Annotated in this window: 20 protein-coding genes and 1 tRNA gene; 19 read left to right on the top strand and 2 right to left on the bottom strand. The window is 58.7% G+C overall.

Features of this window, described 5'->3' with window-relative positions:
• The first annotated feature begins 40 nt into the window (after positions 1–40).
• The 16 genes from ACR0BT_RS19530 to ACR0BT_RS19455 all read left to right on the top strand — a co-directional run bounded on the left by ACR0BT_RS19530 (position 41) and on the right by ACR0BT_RS19455 (position 16,508).
• Entirely contained in the window at positions 41–1,516 is a 1,476-nt protein-coding gene (locus ACR0BT_RS19530) for a Y-family DNA polymerase (protein WP_480763889.1), read from the top strand.
• Positions 1,513–4,860, top strand: a complete 3,348-nt coding sequence (locus ACR0BT_RS19525) for an error-prone DNA polymerase (protein ID WP_480763888.1) — start codon at positions 1,513–1,515, stop codon at positions 4,858–4,860. The genes ACR0BT_RS19530 and ACR0BT_RS19525 overlap by 4 nt, the downstream gene beginning before the upstream one ends.
• A gap of 145 nt (positions 4,861–5,005) precedes the next feature.
• Positions 5,006–5,992: a cobaltochelatase subunit CobS gene (gene cobS, locus ACR0BT_RS19520; protein WP_010437533.1), complete on the top strand. Its 987-nt coding sequence runs from the start codon at positions 5,006–5,008 to the stop codon at positions 5,990–5,992.
• Positions 5,993–6,113: 121 nt separating this feature from the next.
• Positions 6,114–7,991, top strand: a complete 1,878-nt coding sequence (gene cobT / locus ACR0BT_RS19515) for a cobaltochelatase subunit CobT (RefSeq protein WP_170513326.1) — start codon at positions 6,114–6,116, stop codon at positions 7,989–7,991.
• Between the two features lie 265 nt (positions 7,992–8,256).
• On the top strand, positions 8,257–9,423 hold the full coding sequence (locus tag ACR0BT_RS19510; protein WP_170733710.1) for an alpha/beta hydrolase: 1,167 nt from the start codon (positions 8,257–8,259) through the stop codon (positions 9,421–9,423).
• A 77-nt stretch (positions 9,424–9,500) separates the two neighbouring features.
• Positions 9,501–11,291: an aminopeptidase P family protein gene (locus ACR0BT_RS19505; protein WP_480763887.1), complete on the top strand. Its 1,791-nt coding sequence runs from the start codon at positions 9,501–9,503 to the stop codon at positions 11,289–11,291.
• Between the two features lie 63 nt (positions 11,292–11,354).
• Positions 11,355–11,699: a DUF427 domain-containing protein gene (locus ACR0BT_RS19500; RefSeq protein ID WP_480763886.1), complete on the top strand. Its 345-nt coding sequence runs from the start codon at positions 11,355–11,357 to the stop codon at positions 11,697–11,699.
• Positions 11,700–11,785: 86 nt separating this feature from the next.
• Positions 11,786–12,340: a DUF333 domain-containing protein gene (locus ACR0BT_RS19495; RefSeq protein WP_480763885.1), complete on the top strand. Its 555-nt coding sequence runs from the start codon at positions 11,786–11,788 to the stop codon at positions 12,338–12,340.
• A 134-nt stretch (positions 12,341–12,474) separates the two neighbouring features.
• On the top strand, positions 12,475–12,711 hold the full coding sequence (locus tag ACR0BT_RS19490; RefSeq protein WP_170648561.1) for a hypothetical protein: 237 nt from the start codon (positions 12,475–12,477) through the stop codon (positions 12,709–12,711).
• Positions 12,712–13,044: 333 nt separating this feature from the next.
• Complete coding sequence (locus tag ACR0BT_RS19485; RefSeq protein WP_480763884.1) at positions 13,045–13,920, top strand: carbon-nitrogen hydrolase family protein; 876 nt, start codon at positions 13,045–13,047, stop codon at positions 13,918–13,920.
• A 90-nt stretch (positions 13,921–14,010) separates the two neighbouring features.
• Positions 14,011–14,229, top strand: coding sequence for a translation initiation factor IF-1 (infA, locus tag ACR0BT_RS19480; RefSeq protein ID WP_005978431.1), 219 nt, complete (start codon positions 14,011–14,013; stop codon positions 14,227–14,229).
• A 10-nt stretch (positions 14,230–14,239) separates the two neighbouring features.
• A complete protein-coding gene (locus ACR0BT_RS19475; RefSeq protein WP_170513311.1) occupies positions 14,240–14,818 on the top strand; it encodes a Maf family protein in 579 nt (192 codons plus the stop codon).
• Positions 14,815–15,837, top strand: a complete 1,023-nt coding sequence (locus tag ACR0BT_RS19470) for a ribonuclease E/G (RefSeq protein WP_480763883.1) — start codon at positions 14,815–14,817, stop codon at positions 15,835–15,837. Before ACR0BT_RS19475 ends, ACR0BT_RS19470 begins: the two co-directional genes overlap by 4 nt.
• The gene (locus tag ACR0BT_RS19465; protein WP_170402469.1) at positions 15,834–16,016 is read left to right on the top strand and encodes a DNA gyrase inhibitor YacG; all 183 of its coding nucleotides are present in this window, start codon (positions 15,834–15,836) and stop codon (positions 16,014–16,016) included. The genes ACR0BT_RS19470 and ACR0BT_RS19465 overlap by 4 nt, the downstream gene beginning before the upstream one ends.
• A 79-nt stretch (positions 16,017–16,095) precedes the next feature.
• Positions 16,096–16,170, top strand: a tRNA-Phe gene (locus ACR0BT_RS19460).
• 203 nt (positions 16,171–16,373) lie between these two features.
• Positions 16,374–16,508 (top strand): hypothetical protein, encoded by a 135-nt coding sequence (locus ACR0BT_RS19455; protein ID WP_480537039.1) that lies wholly within the window; start codon positions 16,374–16,376, stop codon positions 16,506–16,508.
• A gap of 489 nt (positions 16,509–16,997) precedes the next feature.
• On the opposite strand, the gene ACR0BT_RS19450 is transcribed toward ACR0BT_RS19455, so the two are convergent.
• Entirely contained in the window at positions 16,998–17,654 is a 657-nt protein-coding gene (locus tag ACR0BT_RS19450) for a xylulokinase (RefSeq protein WP_480763882.1), read from the bottom strand.
• 6 nt (positions 17,655–17,660) lie between these two features.
• The gene (locus tag ACR0BT_RS19445) at positions 17,661–18,434 is read right to left on the bottom strand and encodes an FGGY family carbohydrate kinase (RefSeq protein WP_480763881.1); all 774 of its coding nucleotides are present in this window, start codon (positions 18,432–18,434) and stop codon (positions 17,661–17,663) included.
• Positions 18,435–18,555: 121 nt separating this feature from the next.
• Here ACR0BT_RS19445 and ACR0BT_RS19440 point away from each other — a divergent pair, with 121 nt between their 5' ends.
• From ACR0BT_RS19440 to ACR0BT_RS19430, 3 genes are all read left to right on the top strand, one after another.
• Positions 18,556–19,581 carry a LacI family DNA-binding transcriptional regulator gene (locus ACR0BT_RS19440; RefSeq protein ID WP_170565216.1) on the top strand — a complete coding sequence of 342 codons (1,026 nt, stop codon included), beginning with the start codon at positions 18,556–18,558 and terminating at the stop codon, positions 19,579–19,581.
• 95 nt (positions 19,582–19,676) lie between these two features.
• Positions 19,677–20,981 carry an ABC transporter substrate-binding protein gene (locus tag ACR0BT_RS19435; RefSeq protein ID WP_170392705.1) on the top strand — a complete coding sequence of 435 codons (1,305 nt, stop codon included), beginning with the start codon at positions 19,677–19,679 and terminating at the stop codon, positions 20,979–20,981.
• A 109-nt stretch (positions 20,982–21,090) separates the two neighbouring features.
• A partial coding sequence (locus ACR0BT_RS19430; RefSeq protein ID WP_480763880.1) for a carbohydrate ABC transporter permease occupies positions 21,091–21,868 on the top strand: 778 nt, incomplete at its 3' end.

The following is a 21,868-nucleotide window of genomic DNA, read 5'->3' as shown; positions in this document are numbered from 1 at the left end:
GAACATATAAGAACAAATATAGAACATTTGGGGGTTTTATATGTTCGGCGGGATGCAGCGCCGTATCGTTTCACTCTGGTTTCCCCGGCTGGCAAGTGACCGGGCTTTGCGCCTGCGCCCGGTCGATGGGCCGTTTGTTCTGACGCTGAAACAGAATAATGCAAACCGGGTGTATTGCCTGAATGTACAGGCCCAGCGGCAGGGCCTGCACAGCGGCATGCCCTATTCCGATGCCCGCGCCTTTTGCCCCGATCTGCAAAGCCATCCCGCCGACCCGCAAGGGGATCAACGGTTTCTGCACGCCCTGCGCCGCTGGGCCACGCGCTATTGCCCCTGGGTCGGGCTGGAAGGTGAGGATGGGCTGGTTCTGGACATCACCGGATCGGCTCATCTGGCTGGCGGGGAAGAGATGATGCTGACCGACATGCGCAGGCGTCTGGCCCGGGCCGGGCTGACGGTGCAGATCGGTCTGGCCCCGACACGCGGCGCGGCCTGGGCCTTGGCACATTATGGCGAGGGGGTCGCAACCCAAGATACGCTGAAGGCCATCCGCGCCCTGCCGGTGGCCGCGCTGCGGCTGGATGAGGATACCTCGGTCGCGCTGCAACGGCTGGGCCTGCGCCGGATTGGCGAGCTGGCGCAAACCCCGCGCGCGCCGCTGACACGCCGCTTTGGCCCCGAGGTACTGATGCGTCTGGATCAGGCGCTGGGGGATCAACCTGAACAGATTACCCCGCTGGCCGATCCGCCCCATTACGGCGTGCGCATGACCCTGCCCGAGCCCATTGGGCTGCTGTCCGACATGATGGCCGGGGCGGAACGGCTGCTGGAACGGCTCTGCGACAAGCTGAAAGCGCAGGAAATGGGCGCGCGCAAGCTGTGCATCACCTTGCGCCGGGTGGATCAGGACCACCAACAGGTCGAGCTGCGGCTGGCCCGCCCTCTGCGTGATCCGTATCGCATCCTGCCCCTGTTCGAGCGTGGATTGACCGAGGTGGATGCAGGCTTTGGCGTCGATCAACTGCGGCTCGAGGCCACGCTGGTGGAACCCTTGCCGGTGCGCCAGATCAGCCGCGCCGCAAGCCGGGGCAAAGATCAACTGGATGACCTGATCACCCGCATCGGCACCCGCATCGGGTTGGAACAGGTCCACCGCCTGCTGCCCGCGCAAAGCCATATCCCCGAGCGCAGCTTCATCATCTCGCCCGCCGCCTATTCCGACCCTGCAGGGGGTTGGTGCGCCCTGCGCCCGCGCCCCCTGCAGCTGTTTCCGCCGGAACCCATCGCCGGATCGGGCCCGCACCCGCCGCGCCGCTTTCGCTGGCGGCGGATGTCGCTGACCACAGGCCGCTCAACCGGTCCCGAACGCATCTGCCCCGAATGGTGGCTGGAGGATGAGAACTGGCGCACAGGCTTGCGCGATTACTGGCAGGTTGAAACCCGGCAGGGGCGGCGGTTGTGGCTGTATTACACGCCGCAAAATCCGGGATGGTTTGTGCATGGGGAATTCGCATGAGCAAACCGAACCCGCCCAGCTCGCACGCGCAGGACCCCGGCTATGCCGAGTTGGGCGTAACCACCAACTTCACCTTCCTGACCGGAGCCTCACACCCAGAAGAGCTGGTAACCCGCGCGGCAGAGCTGGGCCTGAAGGCCATCGCGATCACCGACCGGAACTCTCTGGCCGGGGTGGTCCGGGGCTGGAGCGCATTGAAAGAGCTGCGGCGCGAGGCGGAAGGCGCGGTTCAGATCCGCTCGCAACACCGGGTTGATTCCTCATCCCGGCAAGAGGTCGGGCATGTGCAGCCGATCGACAAACCGGATGTGCCCGCTCTGCCCAAGCTGATCGTTGGCTGCCGTCTGGTTCTGCGCGACAGCGCGGTGCACTGGCTGGCCCTGCCCCGCGACCGCGCCGCCTATCAGCGACTGACCCGCCTGCTGACGCTGGGCAAGCGACGGGCCGAGAAAGGCGACTGTCATCTGGATTTGAAAGACATGCTGGCGGCCTGTCAGGGGATGATCCTAATCGCGCTGCCTCAGGCAGGGTTGAAACAGGCCATCCCCGACATTCAGACCGTCCGGCGGCAGTTCCCCAATGCGGTGTTTCTGGGGGCCGTGCCGCGTTATGACGGCAGTGACCGGGCCTATCTGGCGGCCTGTGCGCAGGCGGCGCTGCGGGCCTCGGCCCCCATGGTGGCGGTAGGCGATGTGCTGATGCACCGTGGCAACCGCCGCCAACTGGCCGATGTGCTGACCTGCATGCGCGAACACATCACGATTGACCAGATCGGCACCCGCGCCCTGCCCAATGCGGAACGGCGGCTAAAAAGCTATGCGGATATGGCCCGGCTGTTTCAGGACCACCCCGGCGCGCTGCGCCGCACGCTGGAAATCGCCGACCGCTGCAGCTTTGACTTAAATGAGTTGTCTTATGAATACCCCGACGAGATCGCCAGTTCTGAGACCCCGCTGGCGCGACTGGAACGTCTGGCGCGCGAGGGGTTGAAACGGCGCTATCCCGATGGCCCGACCGAGAAGGCCATCAACCTGATGAAAAAGGAACTGGCCCTGGTCGCCGATCTGGATTTCCCGGCCTATTTCCTGACCGTGCATGACATTGTGCAATTCGCCCGCTCGCAGGGCATTCTGTGTCAGGGGCGGGGCTCGGCCGCCAATTCGATCCTGTGCTATCTGCTGGGCATCACCGATGTCAGCCCCGACATGATCGCCATGGTGTTCGAGCGTTTTGTCTCGAAATACCGAGGCGAGCCGCCGGATATCGATGTGGATTTCGAACACGAGCGGCGCGAAGAGGTGATCCAGTGGATTTACGAGCAATATGGCCGCCACCGCGCGGGCCTCTGTGCCACGGTCATCCATTTCCGATCCCGCGCGGCAATCCGCGAGGTGGGCAAGGTGATGGGCCTGTCTCAGGACGTGACCGCGGGCCTGTCCGGCCAGATCTGGGGGATGAGCAATGGCGGCGTTGATGCCGAGAGGTTGCAGGAACTGGGCCTCGACCTCAAAGACCGGCGCCTGATGCAGACGGTTCGCCTGATTGGCGAGATCATCGGCTTCCCGCGCTATCTGTCGCAGCATGTGGGCGGGTTCGTCATCACCAAAGGGCGGCTGGATGAGCTATGCCCGATCGAAAACGCCGCGATGGAAGACCGCACCGTGATCGAATGGGACAAGGATGACATCGACGCGCTTGGCATTCTGAAGGTGGATATATTGGGGCTGGGGATGCTCAGTTGCATCCGCAAGGCGTTTGACTTGATGCAACAGCACAACAGCGAAACCCTCAGCATCGCGACCGTCCCGCAAGAGGACACGGCGACCTATGACATGCTGTGTGCCGCTGATGCGGTGGGCGTGTTTCAGGTCGAAAGCCGGGCACAAATGAATTTCCTGCCCCGGATGCGACCGCGCGAATTCTACGATCTGGTGATCGAGGTTGCCATCGTCCGCCCCGGCCCTATCCAGGGCGATATGGTGCAGCCCTATATCCGACGGCGCAACGGGCTGGAAAAATCCGAACCCTTCGGCCCTGCCTTGGAAGAGGTGACGCGGCGCACGCTGGGCGTGCCGCTGTTTCAGGAACAGGCCCTGCAAATCGCCGTGGTTGGTGCAGGGTTTTCGGCGGAAGAGGCGGATCACCTGCGCCGCTCGCTGGCCTCGTTCCGGCGCATGGGGACGATTGGCACATATCGTGACAAGTTCATCGCGGGGATGCTGAACAACGGCTATACGCCCGAGGTCGCCGACCGCTGCTTTGGCCAGATCGAAGGCTTTGCCGATTACGGCTTTCCCGAAAGCCACGCAGCGGCTTTTGCGATGCTGGCCTATGTCTCGGCCTGGATGAAATGCCACCACCCGGCGATCTTTGCCTGCGCGCTACTGAACTCGCAGCCCATGGGGTTTTATGCCCCCGCCCAGATCGTGCGCGACGCGCGCGAGCATGGGGTCGAGATCCGCCCGGTCTGCGTAAACGCCTCGACCTGGGACAATCTGCTGGAACGCCGCGCCGATGGGGCTCTGGCCCTGCGGCTGGGTTTTCGCCAGATCAAGGGGTTCAAGCAGGAGGACGCGGATTGGATCGTGGCCGCGCGGGGTAATGGGTATCCGGACCCCGAAACGCTGTGGCTGCGGGCCGGATTGCGCCCGGATGTGCTGACCCGTCTGGCCGAGGCGGATGCGTACTCCGGCATGGACCTGACCCGGCGCGACGCCCTGTGGCATGTCAAAGCCATCCGCAGCCGGACCGCCCTGCCGCTGTTCAATGACCCCATCGATGGCGAAAGCATCAATGAGCCGCAGGTCAACCTGCCGGTGATGCATCTGGGCGAGGAGGTTGTCGAAGACTACGTCTCGACCCGTCTGACCCTACGCTCGCACCCGATGGAGCTGTTGCGCCCGTCCCTGCCCGGCCTTGTGCCGCATGCCACGCTGCAGGACATCCCGCTGGGCCGCTACAGCGTCTGCGGGCTGGTGATCACACGCCAACGGCCGGGAACCGCCTCGGGCGTGATCTTTCTGACGCTCGAGGATGAAACCGGTGTCAGCAATGTGGTTGTCTGGCCCAAGGTCTATGAACGGTTTCGTCGGATCGTGATGGGCGGACGGTTGCTGCAGGTCCGCGGGTATCTGCAGCGCGAGGGGATCGTCGTGCATCTGATCGCGCAGGAAATCACCGATATGTCGCATAAACTGTCCGAGCTTGGGCATCCGCTGGATGAGGCCATCGGCATCACCCAACCGCAAGCGGATGACACCCCGCGCCCCCGGCAGAACGGCCCAAGCGCCCGCCATCCGCGCGAACAGGCCAAGCGTCTGTTCCCAAGCCGGGATTTTCACTAGAACCCGCGCCAGCATAAGGCCAGTTTCAAAGAAACATCTGGCTAACGTGATCCGGTCACCTCTTTCCCTTGCCCTTGCCCGCAATATGTTGCACCACACACGGGTTCAAACCCGGTGAACGGGCCAAAGGATAAGGACAAGGCGCATGGCTGACGGATCGATCGACATCAACGCAAAACCCACCGAGGACATTTCGGTTCGCGAGGTGTTTGGCATTGACAGCGATATGGCAGTCAAAGGCTTTGCCGAACGCAGCGACCGCGTGCCGGTGATCGACCCGACCTACAAGTTCGATCCCGAAACCACGTTGGCGATTCTTGCGGGCTTTACCCATAACCGCCGGGTGATGATTCAGGGCTATCACGGCACCGGGAAATCGACCCATATCGAACAGGTTGCCGCCCGTCTGAACTGGCCTGCCGTGCGCGTGAACCTCGACAGCCATATCAGCCGGATCGACCTGATCGGTAAGGACGCGATCAAACTGCGCGACGGCAAGCAGGTCACTGAATTCCACGAAGGCATCCTGCCCTGGGCGCTGCGCAACCCCGTTGCCATCGTCTTCGACGAATACGACGCAGGCCGTGCGGATGTGATGTTCGTGATCCAGCGCGTGCTGGAGCATGACGGCAAACTGACCTTGCTGGACCAGAACGAGATCATCACACCGAACCCGAACTTCCGCCTGTTTGCGACCGCCAACACCGTCGGTCTGGGCGACACCACTGGCCTCTATCACGGTACACAGCAGATCAACCAGGCGCAGATGGACCGCTGGTCTCTGGTCTCGACGCTGAACTACCTCAGCCACGATGCGGAAACGATGATCGTGCTGTCGAAAGCCCCGCATTACAACACCGCCGAAGGCCGCAAGACCGTCAGCCAGATGGTCACTGTCGCCGACCTGACCCGGACCGCCTTCATGAACGGTGATCTGTCCACCGTCATGAGCCCCCGGACCGTGATCAACTGGGCCCAAAACGCAGAAATCTTCCGCAACATCGGCTATGCCTTCCGCCTGTCGTTCCTGAACAAATGTGACGAGCTAGAGCGCCAGACGGTTGCCGAGTTCTATCAGCGCTGCTTTGATGAGGAACTGCCGGAAAGCGCGGCGAGCGCGAGCTTGGGCTAAGCAATATGAATTGCGCCCTGCGGGGCGCAATGCCTCCGGCGGAGGTATTTTTGGCCAGATGAAGGGGGATCCGGTTTCGCATTGATGCGGCGGGTCACTGCAACACAAAGGGCGATTGAACATGGTGCAGAAGAACGACAATCCTGCTGATCCGTTCAAGAAGGCTCTGGCCGAGGCTACTAAAGTTATGGCCGACGACCCCGAATTGTCGGTGAGCTACACTGTTGATCCATCGGGCCTGTCGGGCGAGTCGATGCGTTTGCCGCAGGTCTCACGCCGGATGACGCGCGAAGAGGTTCTGTTGGCGCGCGGGACGGCAGACGCATTAGCTTTACAACGCAAATATCATGATGACGCGACCCATGCGCGATATGCCCCTCCGGGTGATATGGCACGGGATCTTTATGAGGCGATGGAGACCGCCCGGTGCGAGGCGATGGGTGCGCGGGATATGCCCGGCACCGCGTCGAATATCGACGTCAAGATCGGGCATGAGGCGATCCGGCGCGGCTATGATCAGTGCAAACAGCCTGCGGATGCGCCATTGGCTGTGGCGGCGGGCTATCTGATCCGGCATCTGGCCACGGGCCGCGACATGCCGCCTGCCGCCGAGAATGTCATGAACCTGTGGCGCGGATTTATCGAGGAACAGGCCGGCGGGACGCTGGAAAATCTTGACGAAATCCTTTCGGACCAGGCCGAATTTGCCAAATTCGCCCGACAGATGATCAAAGATCTGGGTTACGGCGATCAGCTGGGTGATGACCCGGATGAACTGGACGACGAGCAGGAAGATCAGGCCGAGGATGACGCTGAAGAACAGCCCGATCCCGACAGCACCGGGCAGGATGATCAGGACGAACAAGACGCCGACGCGACGCCTGAGCAAACTCAGGAAGAACAGCAGGACCAGTCTCAAGCCCAGGTCTCGATGGACGAGATGGCCGAGGATGAGATGGGCGATGAGGCTGAAATGCCCGAGGGCGAGGCTCCGCTAGAACCGCCTGCCCCGCCACCTGCGTCCGAGGCGGACCCGGATTACAAGGTCTATCTGAACACCCACGACGAAGAGATCGCAGCTGAAGATTTGGCGGAACCGGCAGAGCTGGAGCGCCTACGTGCGTATCTGGATCAGCAGTTGGAGCCGCTGAAAGGTGCGGTCAGCCGTCTCGCCAACAAGCTGCAACGCCGCTTGCAGGCACAGCAGAACCGGTCTTGGGAATTCGACCGCGAGGAAGGCATTCTGGATGCCGGACGTCTGGCGCGCGTCGTGGCCAACCCGACCACGCCGCTAAGCTTCAAGGTCGAAAAAGATACCGAATTCCGCGATACAGTGGTGACGCTGCTTCTGGACAATTCCGGCTCGATGCGGGGCCGTCCGATCTCGATTGCCGCGATCTGTGCAGATGTCCTGGCGCGGACGCTGGAACGTTGCAACGTCAAGGTCGAGATTCTGGGCTTTACCACCCGGGCCTGGAAAGGCGGTCAGGCGCGCGAGGCGTGGCTGAACGATGGCCGCCCGCAACAACCGGGGCGACTGAACGATCTGCGCCACATCATCTACAAAGGCGCCGATGCCCCATGGCGTCGCGCGCGACCCAATCTGGGTCTGATGATGAAAGAGGGCCTGCTGAAGGAAAACATCGACGGTGAGGCGTTGGAATGGGCGCATCGCCGGATGCTCGCGCGGCGTGAGGCCCGCAAGATCCTGATGGTGATCTCGGACGGCGCGCCGGTGGATGATTCCACGCTTAGCGTGAACCCGGCAAACTATCTGGAAAAGCACCTGCGCGACGTGATCGCCATGGTCGAAAAACGCAAGATGGTAGAACTACTGGCCATCGGCATCGGCCACGACGTGACGCGCTATTATGACCGCGCCGTCACGATCACCGATGTCGAGCAGCTTGCAGGTGCTATGACCGAGCAGTTGGCCGCACTGTTCGACAGCGACCCGCGCGCCCGCGCGCGCGTGATGGGGATGAAGCGGGCCAGTTGACGGCCCTGCTTCGACAGTGCAGACTTAGTGCCATCCAAGCCAGTTTTTGCACCGCTGAAGGCGACTTTGCTTATGGTGGCGCAACGGATAGCGCATAAGCGCTATATCGAAGGGCAGGAACATCATTCGTTCTCCTGTTTATCTGCTTGGATAGTGTCCCAACCCTGCCCGGCCTGCTTGTAGCTGGTCCTGAGATACGCCCTAGAAACCCTTGAGATTGTTGTTGAACCTTGTCGTTCCGCGAGAAACGGAGTGTATTTGCCCCATGCGCTATGAGTTTGCAGACTGTATTCTGGATGTGGATCGACACGTCCTGACCCGCCGGGGTGAGCCCGTCGCAATCGAACCTCAGGTATTCGATCTGTTGGTCCTCTTGGCCCAGCACCCAGGTAAGCTGGTGCCCCGGGACGAGATCATCGCGCGGGTATGGAGTGGCCGCTTTGTCTCGGATTCTACCATCAGCGCACGTATCGCAGCGGCGCGTAAAGCAGTCGGCGATGATGGCAAAGCGCAACGGATCATTCGGACAGTCGTACGGCGCGGGTTGCAAATGGCGGCGGATGTGACCTGTGACGCCGACACCGATTCAGGCGTAGAAAACCATACGCAACGGCTGCGTTACGCGCGCGGTGCGAAGGGCCGCGCTGTTCCATACACGCTTTCCGGTGATGGGTTGCCGGTGCTGCGCATCGGTTCGGTCGTGCACGATCTGGAGGCGGAATGGCGCATCCCGTCCGAGCGTACCCGGTTGCAGGACATGGCAAACCGTTTCCGCCTGTTACGCTACAACAAGGACAATGACGTCAGCTCAAACATCGATCATCAGGCGGTGTATGACCGCAGAATAGAAGAAATCCTGACCGTCGTGAATGCAGCGGGGTTTGACCGCTTTTCCATTCTCGGTGAAATGGGCGGCACCTTCCCTGCCCTACACTTCGCCGCAAGGCACCCCGAGCGGATTGACAAGCTGATTATCTCCGGCGGATGGGCAGAAGGGCGAGATTACCGGGAAGATACCAAACAACCCGACTCGATCCGGTCACTGATCGCGGAAGGCTGGAACACGCCGGGCAGCGGCTATGCTATGGGCGCTGAATTCAGCTATTTTCCAGAAGGTCCGCTGGATAGCGTTCGGCACATGGTCAATGAATTGCAGACACTTTATTCAAGCGAGGAAAGACTTCACTACCGTGACATCGCCAATAGCACCTCGGTGCTGCAACTTCTTCCGATGGTGCAATGCCCCACTCTGGTTCTGCACGGGCGGCACACAGCCGTTCACCCCCTGTCCGAGGCGCGCAAACTGGCGGCTGGAATCCCCAATGCCTCGCTTGTGATCCTTGAGACCGGCAACCAGATACCATTGCCTGGAAATGAGGCCTACAACCCGTATATCCAGGCCATTCAACGCTTTCTTGAGACAGAAGAATAGTGTGCGCCGAGGCGCTGGACATTTCCTACCGCAGGCCGCAGGTTTGCGCGCAGCAAGACCGACGAATGAGGCCGCCCATGTTCCAGAGTTTCGAAGTGACCGCACGCCCCGAGCAAGGCCCACCACGACTGGACGCTTTGCGGGACGAGCTGGCGCGCGAAGGCCTGCAGGGCTTCCTGATCCCGCGTGCGGATGCGCATCAGGGTGAATATGTGGCCCCTCGGGATGAAAGGCTGGCCTGGCTTACCGGGTTCACCGGTTCTGCGGGGTTTTGCGCGGCGCTCACGGACATTGCCGGGGTTTTCATCGACGGGCGCTATCGCACTCAGGTAAAGGCCCAGGTCGCACAGGATTACACGCCGGTCCCATGGCCAGATGTCAGCCTGAGCGCGTGGTTGAAAGAGCAATTGCCAAATGGCGGCAAAGTCGGGTTTGATCCGTGGCTCCACGCTGCAGGACAGATTTCGTCTGCACAGAAAGAGCTTGAAGGCAGCGGCGTCGAACTGGTGCGCTGTGATAACCTTGTAGACCGAATTTGGGCGGATCAACCCGACCCTCCGATGAATCCTGTCAGGGCACATCCGATTGAATTTGCAGGTGAAAGCGCCGAGCGCAAAATCAAGCGCCTCGCGAGTGACCTGCAGAGCGCAGATCGCGCGGCAGCGGTGATCACCTTGCCGGATTCGATCATGTGGCTGTTGAATATCCGCGGCGCGGATATCGCATACAACCCTGTGGCCCATGGCTTTGCCATCCTGCACGGTGATGGGCGGGTGGATCTGTTCATGGCCGCTGCCAAACTGAACGGGCTGAAGGATCATCTGGGCCCGCAGGTCACCCAACACCAACCCGACGCGTTCCTGACAGCGGTTGAGGCACTTGAAGGCAAGGTACAGGTCGATCCGGGAACGGTTCCGCAGATCGTAGCGGATGCGTTGGGGGACCGTATGGTCGATGGCGGCGATCCCTGCGCCCTGCCCAAAGCCCGCAAGAACCCGGCCGAAATCGCAGGCACGGCCGAGGCACATCTGCGAGATGCCGCAGCGGTGATCGAACTGCTGTGTTGGTTGGACGCGCAGAAGCCCGGCACCCTGACCGAGACACAGGTAGTAACGCGGCTGGAAGAAAGCCGCCGCCGGGACAACGCGCTGCAGGATATCTCATTCGACACCATCGCGGGCACCGGGCCGAACGGGGCCATCATGCATTATCGCGTGACCGAGGAAACCGACAGCAGGCTGGAAAACGGTCACCTGCTGGTGCTGGACAGCGGTGGGCAATATCTGGACGGCACCACCGATATCACCCGCACAATTGCAATCGGCGATGTTGGGGATGAGGAGAAGGCCTGCTTTACACGCGTCCTCAAAGGCATGATCGCCATGTCGATGCTACGCTGGCCTGTTGGCTTGGCAGGACGCGATATCGAATGCGTAGCGCGGCTGCCGCTGTGGCTGGCCGGGCAGGATTTCAACCATGGGGTTGGTCATGGGGTCGGTACCTATCTCAGCGTGCATGAGGGCCCTCAGCGCCTGTCTCGGGTCAGCCATGTCCCGCTTGAGCCGGGTATGATCCTGTCGAACGAGCCGGGATATTACCGCGAGGGTGCTTTTGGCATCCGGCTTGAGAACCTTGTCGTAGTGGAAGAGGCCCCAAACCTGCCCAGCGGTGACGATGAACGCGCCATGCTGAACTGGCGTACGCTGACTTATGTCCCAATCGACAGGCGTTTGATTGTAGTCGATATGCTGACACGAGAGGAACGTGCTTGGCTGAACGCCTATCACCGCGACGTCGCGGAAAAAGTCCGGCCAAGGCTGGGCGACGCCGCTCAACTGTGGTTGGATGCCGCAACCGCACCGGTCTGACACCGGATTGTTACATAGTTTGGGCAGAGGAGAAGCCCTGACACGACGAGGGAAGGAACAGGAATGACAGACACCATCACGATCAGCAAAGCACCGGGCAAATGGAGCGTCCGTTCAGGCGGCGCGATTTTGGGTGAAACCAACAACGCGCTGGAACTTCTGGAAGGCGACAAAGACCCGGTTATCTACTTCCCGCGTGCGGACATTGCGATGGCCTTTCTGGATCGGACCAACAAAGTCACCCAATGCGCAGGCAAGGGAGACGCCACGCATTTCTCGATCGTAAACAAATCCTCAGTCACCGAAAACGCCGCTTGGAGTTATGAAAACCCGATCGACGCGGTGGCCGAAATCAAGGATCACCTGGCCTTTTATCCCGCAGACTCGATCAAGGTGGAACAACTCTGATCCAAGTATCCGCGCAGGACCGGATCGATCTGCAAAACGGCGAAAATCCTCAGAACCTGCCCTGTCCACAATGTTGCGAGGTGACCATGACAAAGCATCTATTGAATTCCGCAGGCCCGATTGCGGCCCTGACGATGGCCTTTTCAATGGCCCTGCCCGCCGCAAGCTCTGCTAACACCGGTCTGGCCAATCCCGCGGCAACATATTGCATCGCGCAAGGCGGGCTCTACGGTATACATGACGGCCCGGACGGTCAGAGCGGTATCTGCCAATTGCCCGACGGCACCCGGATCGATGCCTGGACCTATTTTCGCGAACACCATGCGGGCGCGGATGGCAGCAAGCCGGTCGGCCTTGCAAATCCCGCCGCCGTGTACTGTGGCTCAATTGGAGGCGAATATGACCTGACCACGTCTCGCTGCGCACTGAGCGACGGTACGTCCGCCGATGCATGGGAGCTGTACCGCAAGGCACATGGAAAAACGCATCAGGTGGTGAACCCAGCAGCAGCCTACTGCCTTGAGATCGGCGGCAGCTACAAGATCAAAGACACTGGTTCGGGTCAGGTGGGTATATGCACCAAGCCGGACGGCACCTCGCAGGACGCATGGGCCCTGTTCCGTACGGAAAATCCCGAGTGATCCGATCCGGTAATCAAGCCCGACATCCACACCCAAAATGAACTTGAAGCCCCGATTGAGCCGCAGTTTACCGAAGATCAGAGCGCGTGTTAGTGACCGTTTTGCGACAGCCTGATCGCGTCCATTAAGTCGCCTTGGCTAATTTTCAGGTTTTCCTGCAACGCAAGCATATTATCTGGCTGCTGATTACACTGGGGTTCGCCTTCCTCGCTTTCGATGAAGGGTTCGAGATTCACGAAGGTCTGGACAAGGCGTTTCACCGCTTTTTCGGGATTTCGCAAACCAGCCTGACCGACCGGATCGACGACATACCTGATCCCCGGATTTGCCCTTCTGGCCGCATCCTTGGTGCACGATGCCGTTACAAATGACAACGCCTTGTTTCTGTGAGTCGATATCCCCGGGGCCAATGTTCTTGATGTAAAACTGCCCCTTCGCGCGCTTGAAGAAGTTGCAAAGTTGATGCCCGAGGTGGAGTTCCTTGCCTGTTTCGTTCAGGTTCTTCGATAGGTCAAATCGACCTCTGATCAGCCATTCGATGCAATCTCTGCACCGGCGGCCGAGAAAACCTGCCAATAAACCCACACCCGCCTCGAAACAGTAAGTCGCAACATAGGTTTCAGAATCACCCGTGCCGCGATTGCAGTAGCCCTGGACGATCTGCTGTTCTAGTGTCGCGCAGCGACCAGACATAGGACTTGGGAATGAAAATCGCCACCGCCGCCTATGACCTCGATTGGCTCGATAGTTGGGCTCAATATGAAGACAAGCTTGAGGCATGGGTTTCCGAGGCCGCAGGACAAGGTGCCGACCTTCTGGTCTTTCCCGAATACGGCGCAATGGAGTTGTCGACGCTCGACGGCCCTAAGGTGGCCGGCGATCTCGAACGCTCAATCCGGGCGGTTTCCGACCGGATGGAAGATGTACAAGTTGTGCATTCGCGCCTTGCAAAGATGTATAACACATACATTCTGGGGGCTTCCGCCCCGGTCATCGACGGACCAGGGCGCCCGGTGAACCGCGCAGTGTTCTACGCTCCTGACGGTCGTCTCGATCATCAGGACAAGCAGATCATGACACGGTTTGAACGCGAGGCCTGGGACATCGCCCCGGGCGGTTCGTTGAAACTGTTTGATACCGCATTGGGTAAAATCGGCGTTCTGATCTGCTATGACAGTGAGTTCCCTCTCTTGGGTCGGGCCCTGAGCGAGGCCGACTTGATCCTCGTACCATCCTGCACCGAAGCCCTGTCCGGGTATTGGCGTGTGCGGATCGGCGCCATGTCTCGTGCCCTTGAAAATCAATGCGTTACGGTAATGTCATCGTTAGTTGGCGGCAATGAATGGTCCGAAGCAGTCGACATGAATACCGGCATGGGTGGCGTGTTTGGCCCGCCCGATATCGGGTTCCCACCGACGGGAGTGCTTGCCGAGGGCACGCTGAATACCGCCGGCTGGACCTATGCCGAGACCGACCTGTCCACAATTGCAAACGTCCGCGCAGACGGGTGGGTGTTGAACCGCACGCACTGGACCGAGCAAGACGCTCGGGTCGATTCAGTCACAATATCACCCCTTTAGGTGACTTCGCCCTTGAAATAAGGCCGAAATAGGCTCATTTAAGCGCACGATCTGCAGATTCTGCAGGTGCAACCTAATGATGGAGACAACATGGCCAAGGAAGATACGCTCGAATTTCCCGGTGTCGTGAAGGAACTCCTGCCTAATGCGACGTTTCGGGTCGAGCTGGAAAACGGCCATGAGATCATCGCACATACGGCAGGCAAGATGCGCAAGAACCGCATCCGTGTTCTGGCCGGCGACAAAGTTCAGGTCGAAATGACCCCATATGATCTGACCAAGGGTCGGATCAACTATCGCTTCAAGTAACGCTTCGTACATGGCGTTTATCCTCGGATCGGGCAGCCCGCGGCGGCTGGACCTGCTGGCGCAGCTTGGCGTTCGGCCCGATGCGATCCGTCCGCCGGATATCGATGAAACCCCGCTGAATGGCGAACTGCCGACCCCCTATTGCAGCCGCATTACCCGGCAAAAAGTTCAGGCTGTTCAAGCTGATAGCGATGATATCACCTTATGTGCTGACACTACGGTCGCACTGGGTCGCCGCATTCTTGGCAAACCCGAAGACGCGGGACAAGCTGCTGAGTTTCTGCACGCCCTGTCCGGCCGACGCCATCGGGTGATCACTTCGGTCGCTGTGCGGCGCGGGGATAAAATCCTCCAGCGTGACGTGGTTTCTCAGGTAAAGATGAAACGTCTGTCTGACAGCGAAATCAATGCCTATCTTGCGACGGATGACTGGCAGGGCAAGGCCGGAGCCTATGCAATACAAGGCCCTGCCGGTGCGTTCATCCCGTGGATTTCAGGCTCGTTCACCGGTATCGTCGGCCTGCCCTTATCCGAAACGGCTGCACTGCTGCAAGGCATCGGCTATCCCTTATATCGCGAGGTATCATGAAGGGTCGTACCATCATTCTGGATCATATTCAGGGACGCGAAGCTGCAGCTCTGATGGTGGATGGTATTCTCGACGATTTCCTGATCGCCACAGATGCCCCTGCGCCAGGTACGATCTACCGCGCCCGCGCCGATCGCCCGGTCAAAGGTCAGGGCGGCATGTTTCTCACCACACCCGACGGCCCGGCTTTTCTGAGGCAAGTCAAAGGGTTGGCACCCGGTGCTTTGCTACTGGTGCAGGTGACCGGATATGCCGAGCCCGGCAAAGCCATACCCGTCTCGAACCGTATTCTGTTCAAAAGCCGCTTTGCGATCGTGACACCTGACGCGCCCGGCCTGAACATCTCTCGCCGTATCCGTGATGAAGATATGCGCGACCAACTTCTCGAAATCGCGCATGAGCAAATGGGAAACAGCACGCACGGCCTGATCCTGCGCTCGTGCTGTCAGACGGCGGATGCAGATGAAATCGCTGAAGATATCTCTGCCATGTTGGCACTTGCCGAGCAGGTATTGGCTGATACGGGCAGTGAACCAGAATTGCTGAGCGAGGGCGATGGTCCGCATATCCTGGCCTGGCGTGATTGGACGGACCCGGCCGAGGTCGTGACCACATCCGGCGGATTTGAGGACCACGGTGTCGTTGATGCGCTCGATACAGCAAAGGGGGTTTCCGAAACGCTTCCCGGTGGAGGACACCTCTATATCCAACCGACCCGCGCGCTGGTTGCGGTGGATGTGAACACCGGCGCCGACACATCTCTCGCGGCGGGAACCAAAGCTAACTTCGCCTGCGCCAAAGCCCTGCCGCGCGCCCTGCGCGTGCGCGGGTTGGGGGGGCAGATCACTCTGGACCTTGCACCGATGCCCAAGAAAGACCGGAGGGGTTTCGAATCGGCCTTGCGGTCGGCATTCAAGTCCGATCCTGACGAGACGATCCTGGCCGGTTGGACCCCGCTTGGCCATTTCGAACTACAGCGCAAACGTGGTCGTATCCCATTGACGGAGATCCTGAAATGAGCTGCCCGATCTGCGGAGAAGATACCCAGCAGGCTTTTCGACCATTCTGCTCCAAACGCTGCGCGGATATCGATCTGGCAAAATGGCTAAACGGTTCTTATGCGGTGCCATCGCAACGTGAAGAAGACGCCGAGACGACCTCGGAACCAACCGAAAGCCCCACGTCCCTCCCGCATTGAAAAAATGTCAAAAAGCCTCTGGACACCGCCTGTGGCAAGTCATAGAAGGCCTCCACCCAATGGCAAACGCCATTCCCGTGCCCGGGTAGCTCAGGGGTAGAGCAGTGGATTGAAAATCCTCGTGTCGGTGGTTCGATTCCGCCCCCGGGCACCATTCCCAACAGGTAAACTTCTGTTTCCCTTCAGCTTTAACCGGAGCTGATCAAGGGCGTAGTACATGCTGGAGAACAAAACCGTTCCCTTCTCATTTGTGAATGCAGAGGTCTTCTACTTCACACGACGGGTCCCGAAGGACCTCGATCACCACTAGCTGCAGAGAAGTGTTGCTTTCCGGCGGTCTCCGAGCGACTCAATGCGATGGCTGAACTCGTAAGGCTGGGGATTCCCGTCTCGGCGAGGCTGCAGCCGCTTGTACCGGACAACGAAGAAGACGCGGCAAAACTAATTCGCGGATTCGCTGATTGTGGTGCGAAACACGTTTCGGTCGAGTAATTGAAACTGCCTATCGAAAAAAATGCTTCGCAGTCAAAAGTGTTGGAAAGAGTTCTTCCGAGCGCCCGAAAAGACTACCAATCACGGCAAGCGGATCGCGCAGGTAGGGAGTATGTGCTACCGCCTGAGCACAAGATTGAAGGCCACGAGTATCTATCAACAACCGCCAAGAAACATGGATTAATCTATGCTATGCCGATAACGAGTTTTTGCTTCGCAACCCCTTTCGCTCTTGCTTTAATGGTGCAGATTTGTTCCTGAGGGGCTCTGGGTCTCTAACATCACGCATTTCATTGTGATCAAGATAGCCATAGCCCAGCCCAAAACTCAGATCCGCAACACCTATTCCTACCGAAAATTGAAGGCATGATCTGCACCTCTCAGACCTAGTTATCACCCATACGTCGATCCATGTCATGCCTATTGCTTTACCAACGCAGGTCCATCTAGCGCGGGGGACGATCTAAATACTGAAGATTATTAGTGCGATCAATTTACACCTTTAACCGCAGAATAAAGTCGGCGGAATTTCATCAACCGCTCGGAAAGTGCAGCCATTTCAGCGGGTTCAAACCTTTCGGTTGTGGGCGGGTGATATGCCAAATCGGCTTTCGTCAACGCGCCGAGACCACACGCCGCGAGCCGGGCTGCGCCATATGCCGGACCGGAAGCCGCCCCATCAGATCGTACAATGGGTTTTCCAATCACCGTTGCGATCAAACCAAGCAACAATTCTGATCGGCTGCCGCCTCCTATGGCGGCCAATTCGGGCAGGTCGTCAATTGTGTCACCAAAACTGAGCGCTGCATCGGCAAAGCTAAACGCAATTGCCTCAACTACAGAGCGGCAGATGTCAGCACGTGTTGTTGAATCCTCCAGTCCAAAGAAACTGGCCCGAATACGTGGGTCTCCGTGCGGGCTGCGTTCACCCGTCAGATAGGGCAGAAAAATCGGAACGCGATCACCGTTGACCGTTTCAGCAAGCGCGACAACTTTGGTAGAAGTCAGCCCCAACTGATCCCCAATCCATGAAATGGGCCTTGCCCCGTTCAGCATCGCAGCCATTTGATACCAACGATCGGGCAGCGTGTGTGCAAAAGCATGAACATAGCTTTCAGGGTTAGGCTTATAACTTCGATTAGCCACAAATAGCTAACCGGATGTCCCAAGTGAGATGAACCCACGCCCTGGCTCGGTAGCACCCAATGACACCGCCCCTGTTGCCGCGTCCCCTCCTCCGGTCACGACGGGAATACCGGGTTTCAGCCTTGTCTCTGCCGCAGCTCGCGCGGTCACTTTCCCAACAACTGTTTGACCGTCGAATACTGGCGGTAACCAGTCGGGCTTTACAAATGTGGCTTCGGCGACAGCGGCATTCCATTTGCGCGACGCCTGATCAAGCCACATTGTTCCGGCCGCATCGGACGTATCGGTTGCCAATTCTCCATGCAGACATAAGCCGATATAGTCTTTGGGCAGCAGGATATGGGCAAGTCGACCGTAATGTTCGGGCTCATGTTGTCTAAGCCATGCAATCTTAGGTGCGGTAATGCCTGGCAAGGGCAGGACACCCGCAATCTGTCCAATCTTTGGTTCGGCCGCACGCAGTTCATCACACTCGCGTGCTGATCTGCTGTCATTCCAAAGGATCGCCGGGCGGATCGGACGCAGATCGCGGTCCAGCAAAACGGCTCCATGCATTTGACCGGACAATCCGACGGCCTTGATTTCGGACAACTCAATTCGGCCCACAAGTTGGTTCAAAGCGTCTACTGTCGCCTTCCACCAAAGGTCCGGGTGCTGCTCAGACCAGCCGGGCTGGGGTGAAGATGTCTGTATCCCCACCGAAGATGTCGCGAGAATCCGGTCCCTATCCGCGTAGGCAAGCTTGACAGCCGAAGTTCCGATATCGATCCCGAGATACACTCAAACCCCTCGCCCCGTTCAACTACTCGGAGACCGTGTGGCTATTGATTTTTTAGCGCGCGCAAAGAATATGTAAAGATACGATAAAATCAAGGCGGCTATGATCCGCAGGCAGACTAGCATGACCAAGATTAAGAATATGGAAGAGTTCGCGGCCCTCAGCGGCATTTCGCGGCCCACAGTATCCAAATATTTCCATGATCCCGAAAGTGTTCGCCCGACGACAAGGGCGCGCATCGAAGAAGCGCTCGAACGGTTTGATTACCGCCCTAACATTTATGCGGTGAACCAGAACCGAAAGCTGACCAAGAATATCGGCATCGTCGTACCCTATTTGTCTGACCCTTTCTTTGCAGAAATCGCACGGTATCTGGAACAATCCTGCATCGCGGCGGGCTATCGACCGTCTCTCTTCAGCTCACATGGCGAGCAAAAGCTCGAGAACGAAATTCTGGACGGCCTGCAATCCCTGAAACCCGCCGGGGTTTTGCTAGCCCCTTTGGGGCGTATCTCGGACCGATCCGCGATCGAGAAATTCTGTGCCAACGTGCCAACGGTCTTATTTGACAGTAACCTGGATGGTTTGGGGGCTGCCTTTGTTGGATCGGACAATTTCAGTTTTGTGTCACAAACGGTCGAATACATGACCCGCACGGGCGAACCGCCATCTTTCTTTGAAATGCGTACGCCTGCGAATCCGAACGCCAACAAACGTCGAAAAGCCTATGTTGAGGTGATGGAGCGTCTCGGGTTCGAGCCTCATATCATCAAAGTCGACGGCATAGGCTGGGCATTTGAAGAAATCGGTCACCGGGGCGCGTTGAAAGTTCTGGACGAGCGTCAATTGAGGACGAATTCAGTTCTATGCAGCAATGACCGACTGGCAATTGGCTTTCTCGCGGCCTGTTACGAACAGGGGATTCGGGTCGGACGCAAGAACGATTGTACGCTGCGCGTGGCCTCAAATGACGATCATCCGTTCGCAAAATTCACCTGCCCTTCTCTGACCACAGCTGCGCATGACTACGACAACGTAGCCGGAAGAAGTGTCGAAACGCTGTTCGAACTCATTGAAAACGGGGGAGAATTTGAGACGCGAACAGAAACCCTTTTCCCTGCGCGGCTCGTATTAAGGAATTCGGCATAACTCGATAATTTTAACGCGCGTAAAGTTTTTATTGACGGCGCGACAATTTACGCTCTACGCTCTCTGCACGACATCCAAGCTCAGGGAGGACAGGGATGTATCTGAAGCACGCACTTCGCGCGGCGACTGCATTGACATTCGTCGCTACGGCCGCAGCCCACGCGCAATCTATCACGATCGCCACCGTGAATAATGGCGACATGATCCGGATGCAGGGCTATACTGACAAATTCACCGAAGCGACCGGTATCGACGTCGAATGGGTAACGCTGGAAGAGAACGTGCTGCGTCAGCGCGTCACCACCGACATCACGACCAAGGGCGGTCAGTTCGACATCATGACCATCGGCATGTACGAGACGCCCATCTGGGGCGCGAATGGCTGGTTGGTTCCGCTGGATGGTTTGTCCGAAGACTACGATGTCGGGGACATTCTGCCCGCAATGGCGGGGGGCCTAAGCCATGAAGGGACGCTGTACGCAGCGCCATTCTATGGTGAAAGCTCGATGATCATGTACCGCACTGACCTGATGGAACAGGCCGGCCTTGAAATGCCCGACGCGCCGACCTGGCAATTCATCCGCGAAGCTGCCGCTGCGATGACGGATCGGGACAATGACATCAACGGCATCTGCCTACGTGGCAAGGCTGGTTGGGGTGAAGGCGGCGCCTTTATCACCGTGACAGGCAATTCCTTCGGCGCGCGCTGGTTTGACGAGGATTGGAAGCCCCAGTTCGATCAGCCGGAATGGAAAGAAGCGCTCACTTTCTTCGTCGACATGATGAATGAATCTGGCCCGGCAGGCTTCGCCACCAATGGGTTCAATGAAAACCTGTCGTTGTTCCAGCAGGGCAAGTGTGGCATGTGGATCGACGCAACCGTCGCGGCGTCCTTCGTGACCAACCCTGACGACTCGACAGTGGCAGACAAGGTTGGTTTTGCACTGGCACCGAACTCGGAAGGCGTAGATAAACGCGCCAATTGGTTGTGGGCCTGGGCGCTAGCGATCCCAGCGGGCACGCAGCAAGAGGACGCGGCAAAGCAATTCATCGAATGGGCGACCTCGAAAGACTACATTGAGTTGGTGGCCGAAAATGAAGGCTGGGCCAATGTGCCGCCGGGCGCGCGAACCTCGCTCTATGAGAACCCGAACTACAAGGAAGTTCCCTTTGCGAACATGACCTTAGAGTCGATCCTGATGGCCGATCCACAGAATTGCTGCGCACAGCCGACGCCATACACGGGTATCCAGTTCGTCGCGATCCCCGAGTTTGCCGGCATCGCTACGCAAGTAAGTCAGGAGTTCTCGGCAGTTTATGCCGGACAGCAGTCAGTGGACGAAGCACTCGCCAAAGCGCAGGCCTTCACCACCGAAGAAATGGAAGCCGCAGGCTACTGAGGCATCCCTCCCCGGCGGGCGGGCAGAAGTCTGCCCCCCGCTCTACCCTTCCACAACTCGCGTTTTTCTCGCAGGCTTTGGTTATGCCTGAACAGAGAGGGTTTGCGTCATGGCAACTCAACATTCCCGATCCGTCGCGCGCCTGATGATGGCACCCGCAGTGGTCCTGCTACTTGGCTGGATGCTCGTGCCCCTGACGATGACGCTGTATTTTTCCTTCAAGAAATATCTGCCCCTTCGCGGTGGCGACTTGGGCTGGGTCGGGTTCGACAACTATGTCCGGTTTGTCTCGTCCAGCTCCTTCTGGCCCGCTGTGCAGGCGACGCTGATGATCGTAGGCGGCGTCTTGGTGATCACCGTAATTCTGGGCATTCTACTAGCGATGCTGCTGGATCAACCCATGTGGGGTCAGGGCGTTGTCCGTATCCTCGTGATCGCTCCCTTCTTTGTCATGCCCACCGTGTCTGCGTTGGTGTGGAAGAACATGTTCATGGATCCTGTGAATGGCTTGCTGGCCCATCTATGGCGCTTTTTCGGGGCCGAGCCGATCTCATGGCTATCCGAGGCCTCAATGACTTCGATCATTATGATCGTCTCATGGCAGTGGCTACCCTTCGCGACACTGATCCTGCTGACCGCAATTCAGTCACTGGACAGTGAACAGCTGGAAGCAGCCGAAATGGATGGTGCGCCAGTCCTGAAACGCTTTTATCACATCGTCCTGCCACATCTGAGCCGCGCGATAACCATCGTGATCCTGATCCAGACGATCTTTCTTTTGTCGATCTTCGCCGAAATCTTCGTGACCACCGGCGGCGCCTTCGGCACCCGCACCCTCACCTACCTGATCTTCCAGCGTGTGCTGGAAAGCCAGAATGTCGGCCTCG

This window comes from Ruegeria sp. CJ6 (assembly GCF_056536665.1).
This window is presented reverse-complemented; position numbering and strand designations above follow the sequence as displayed.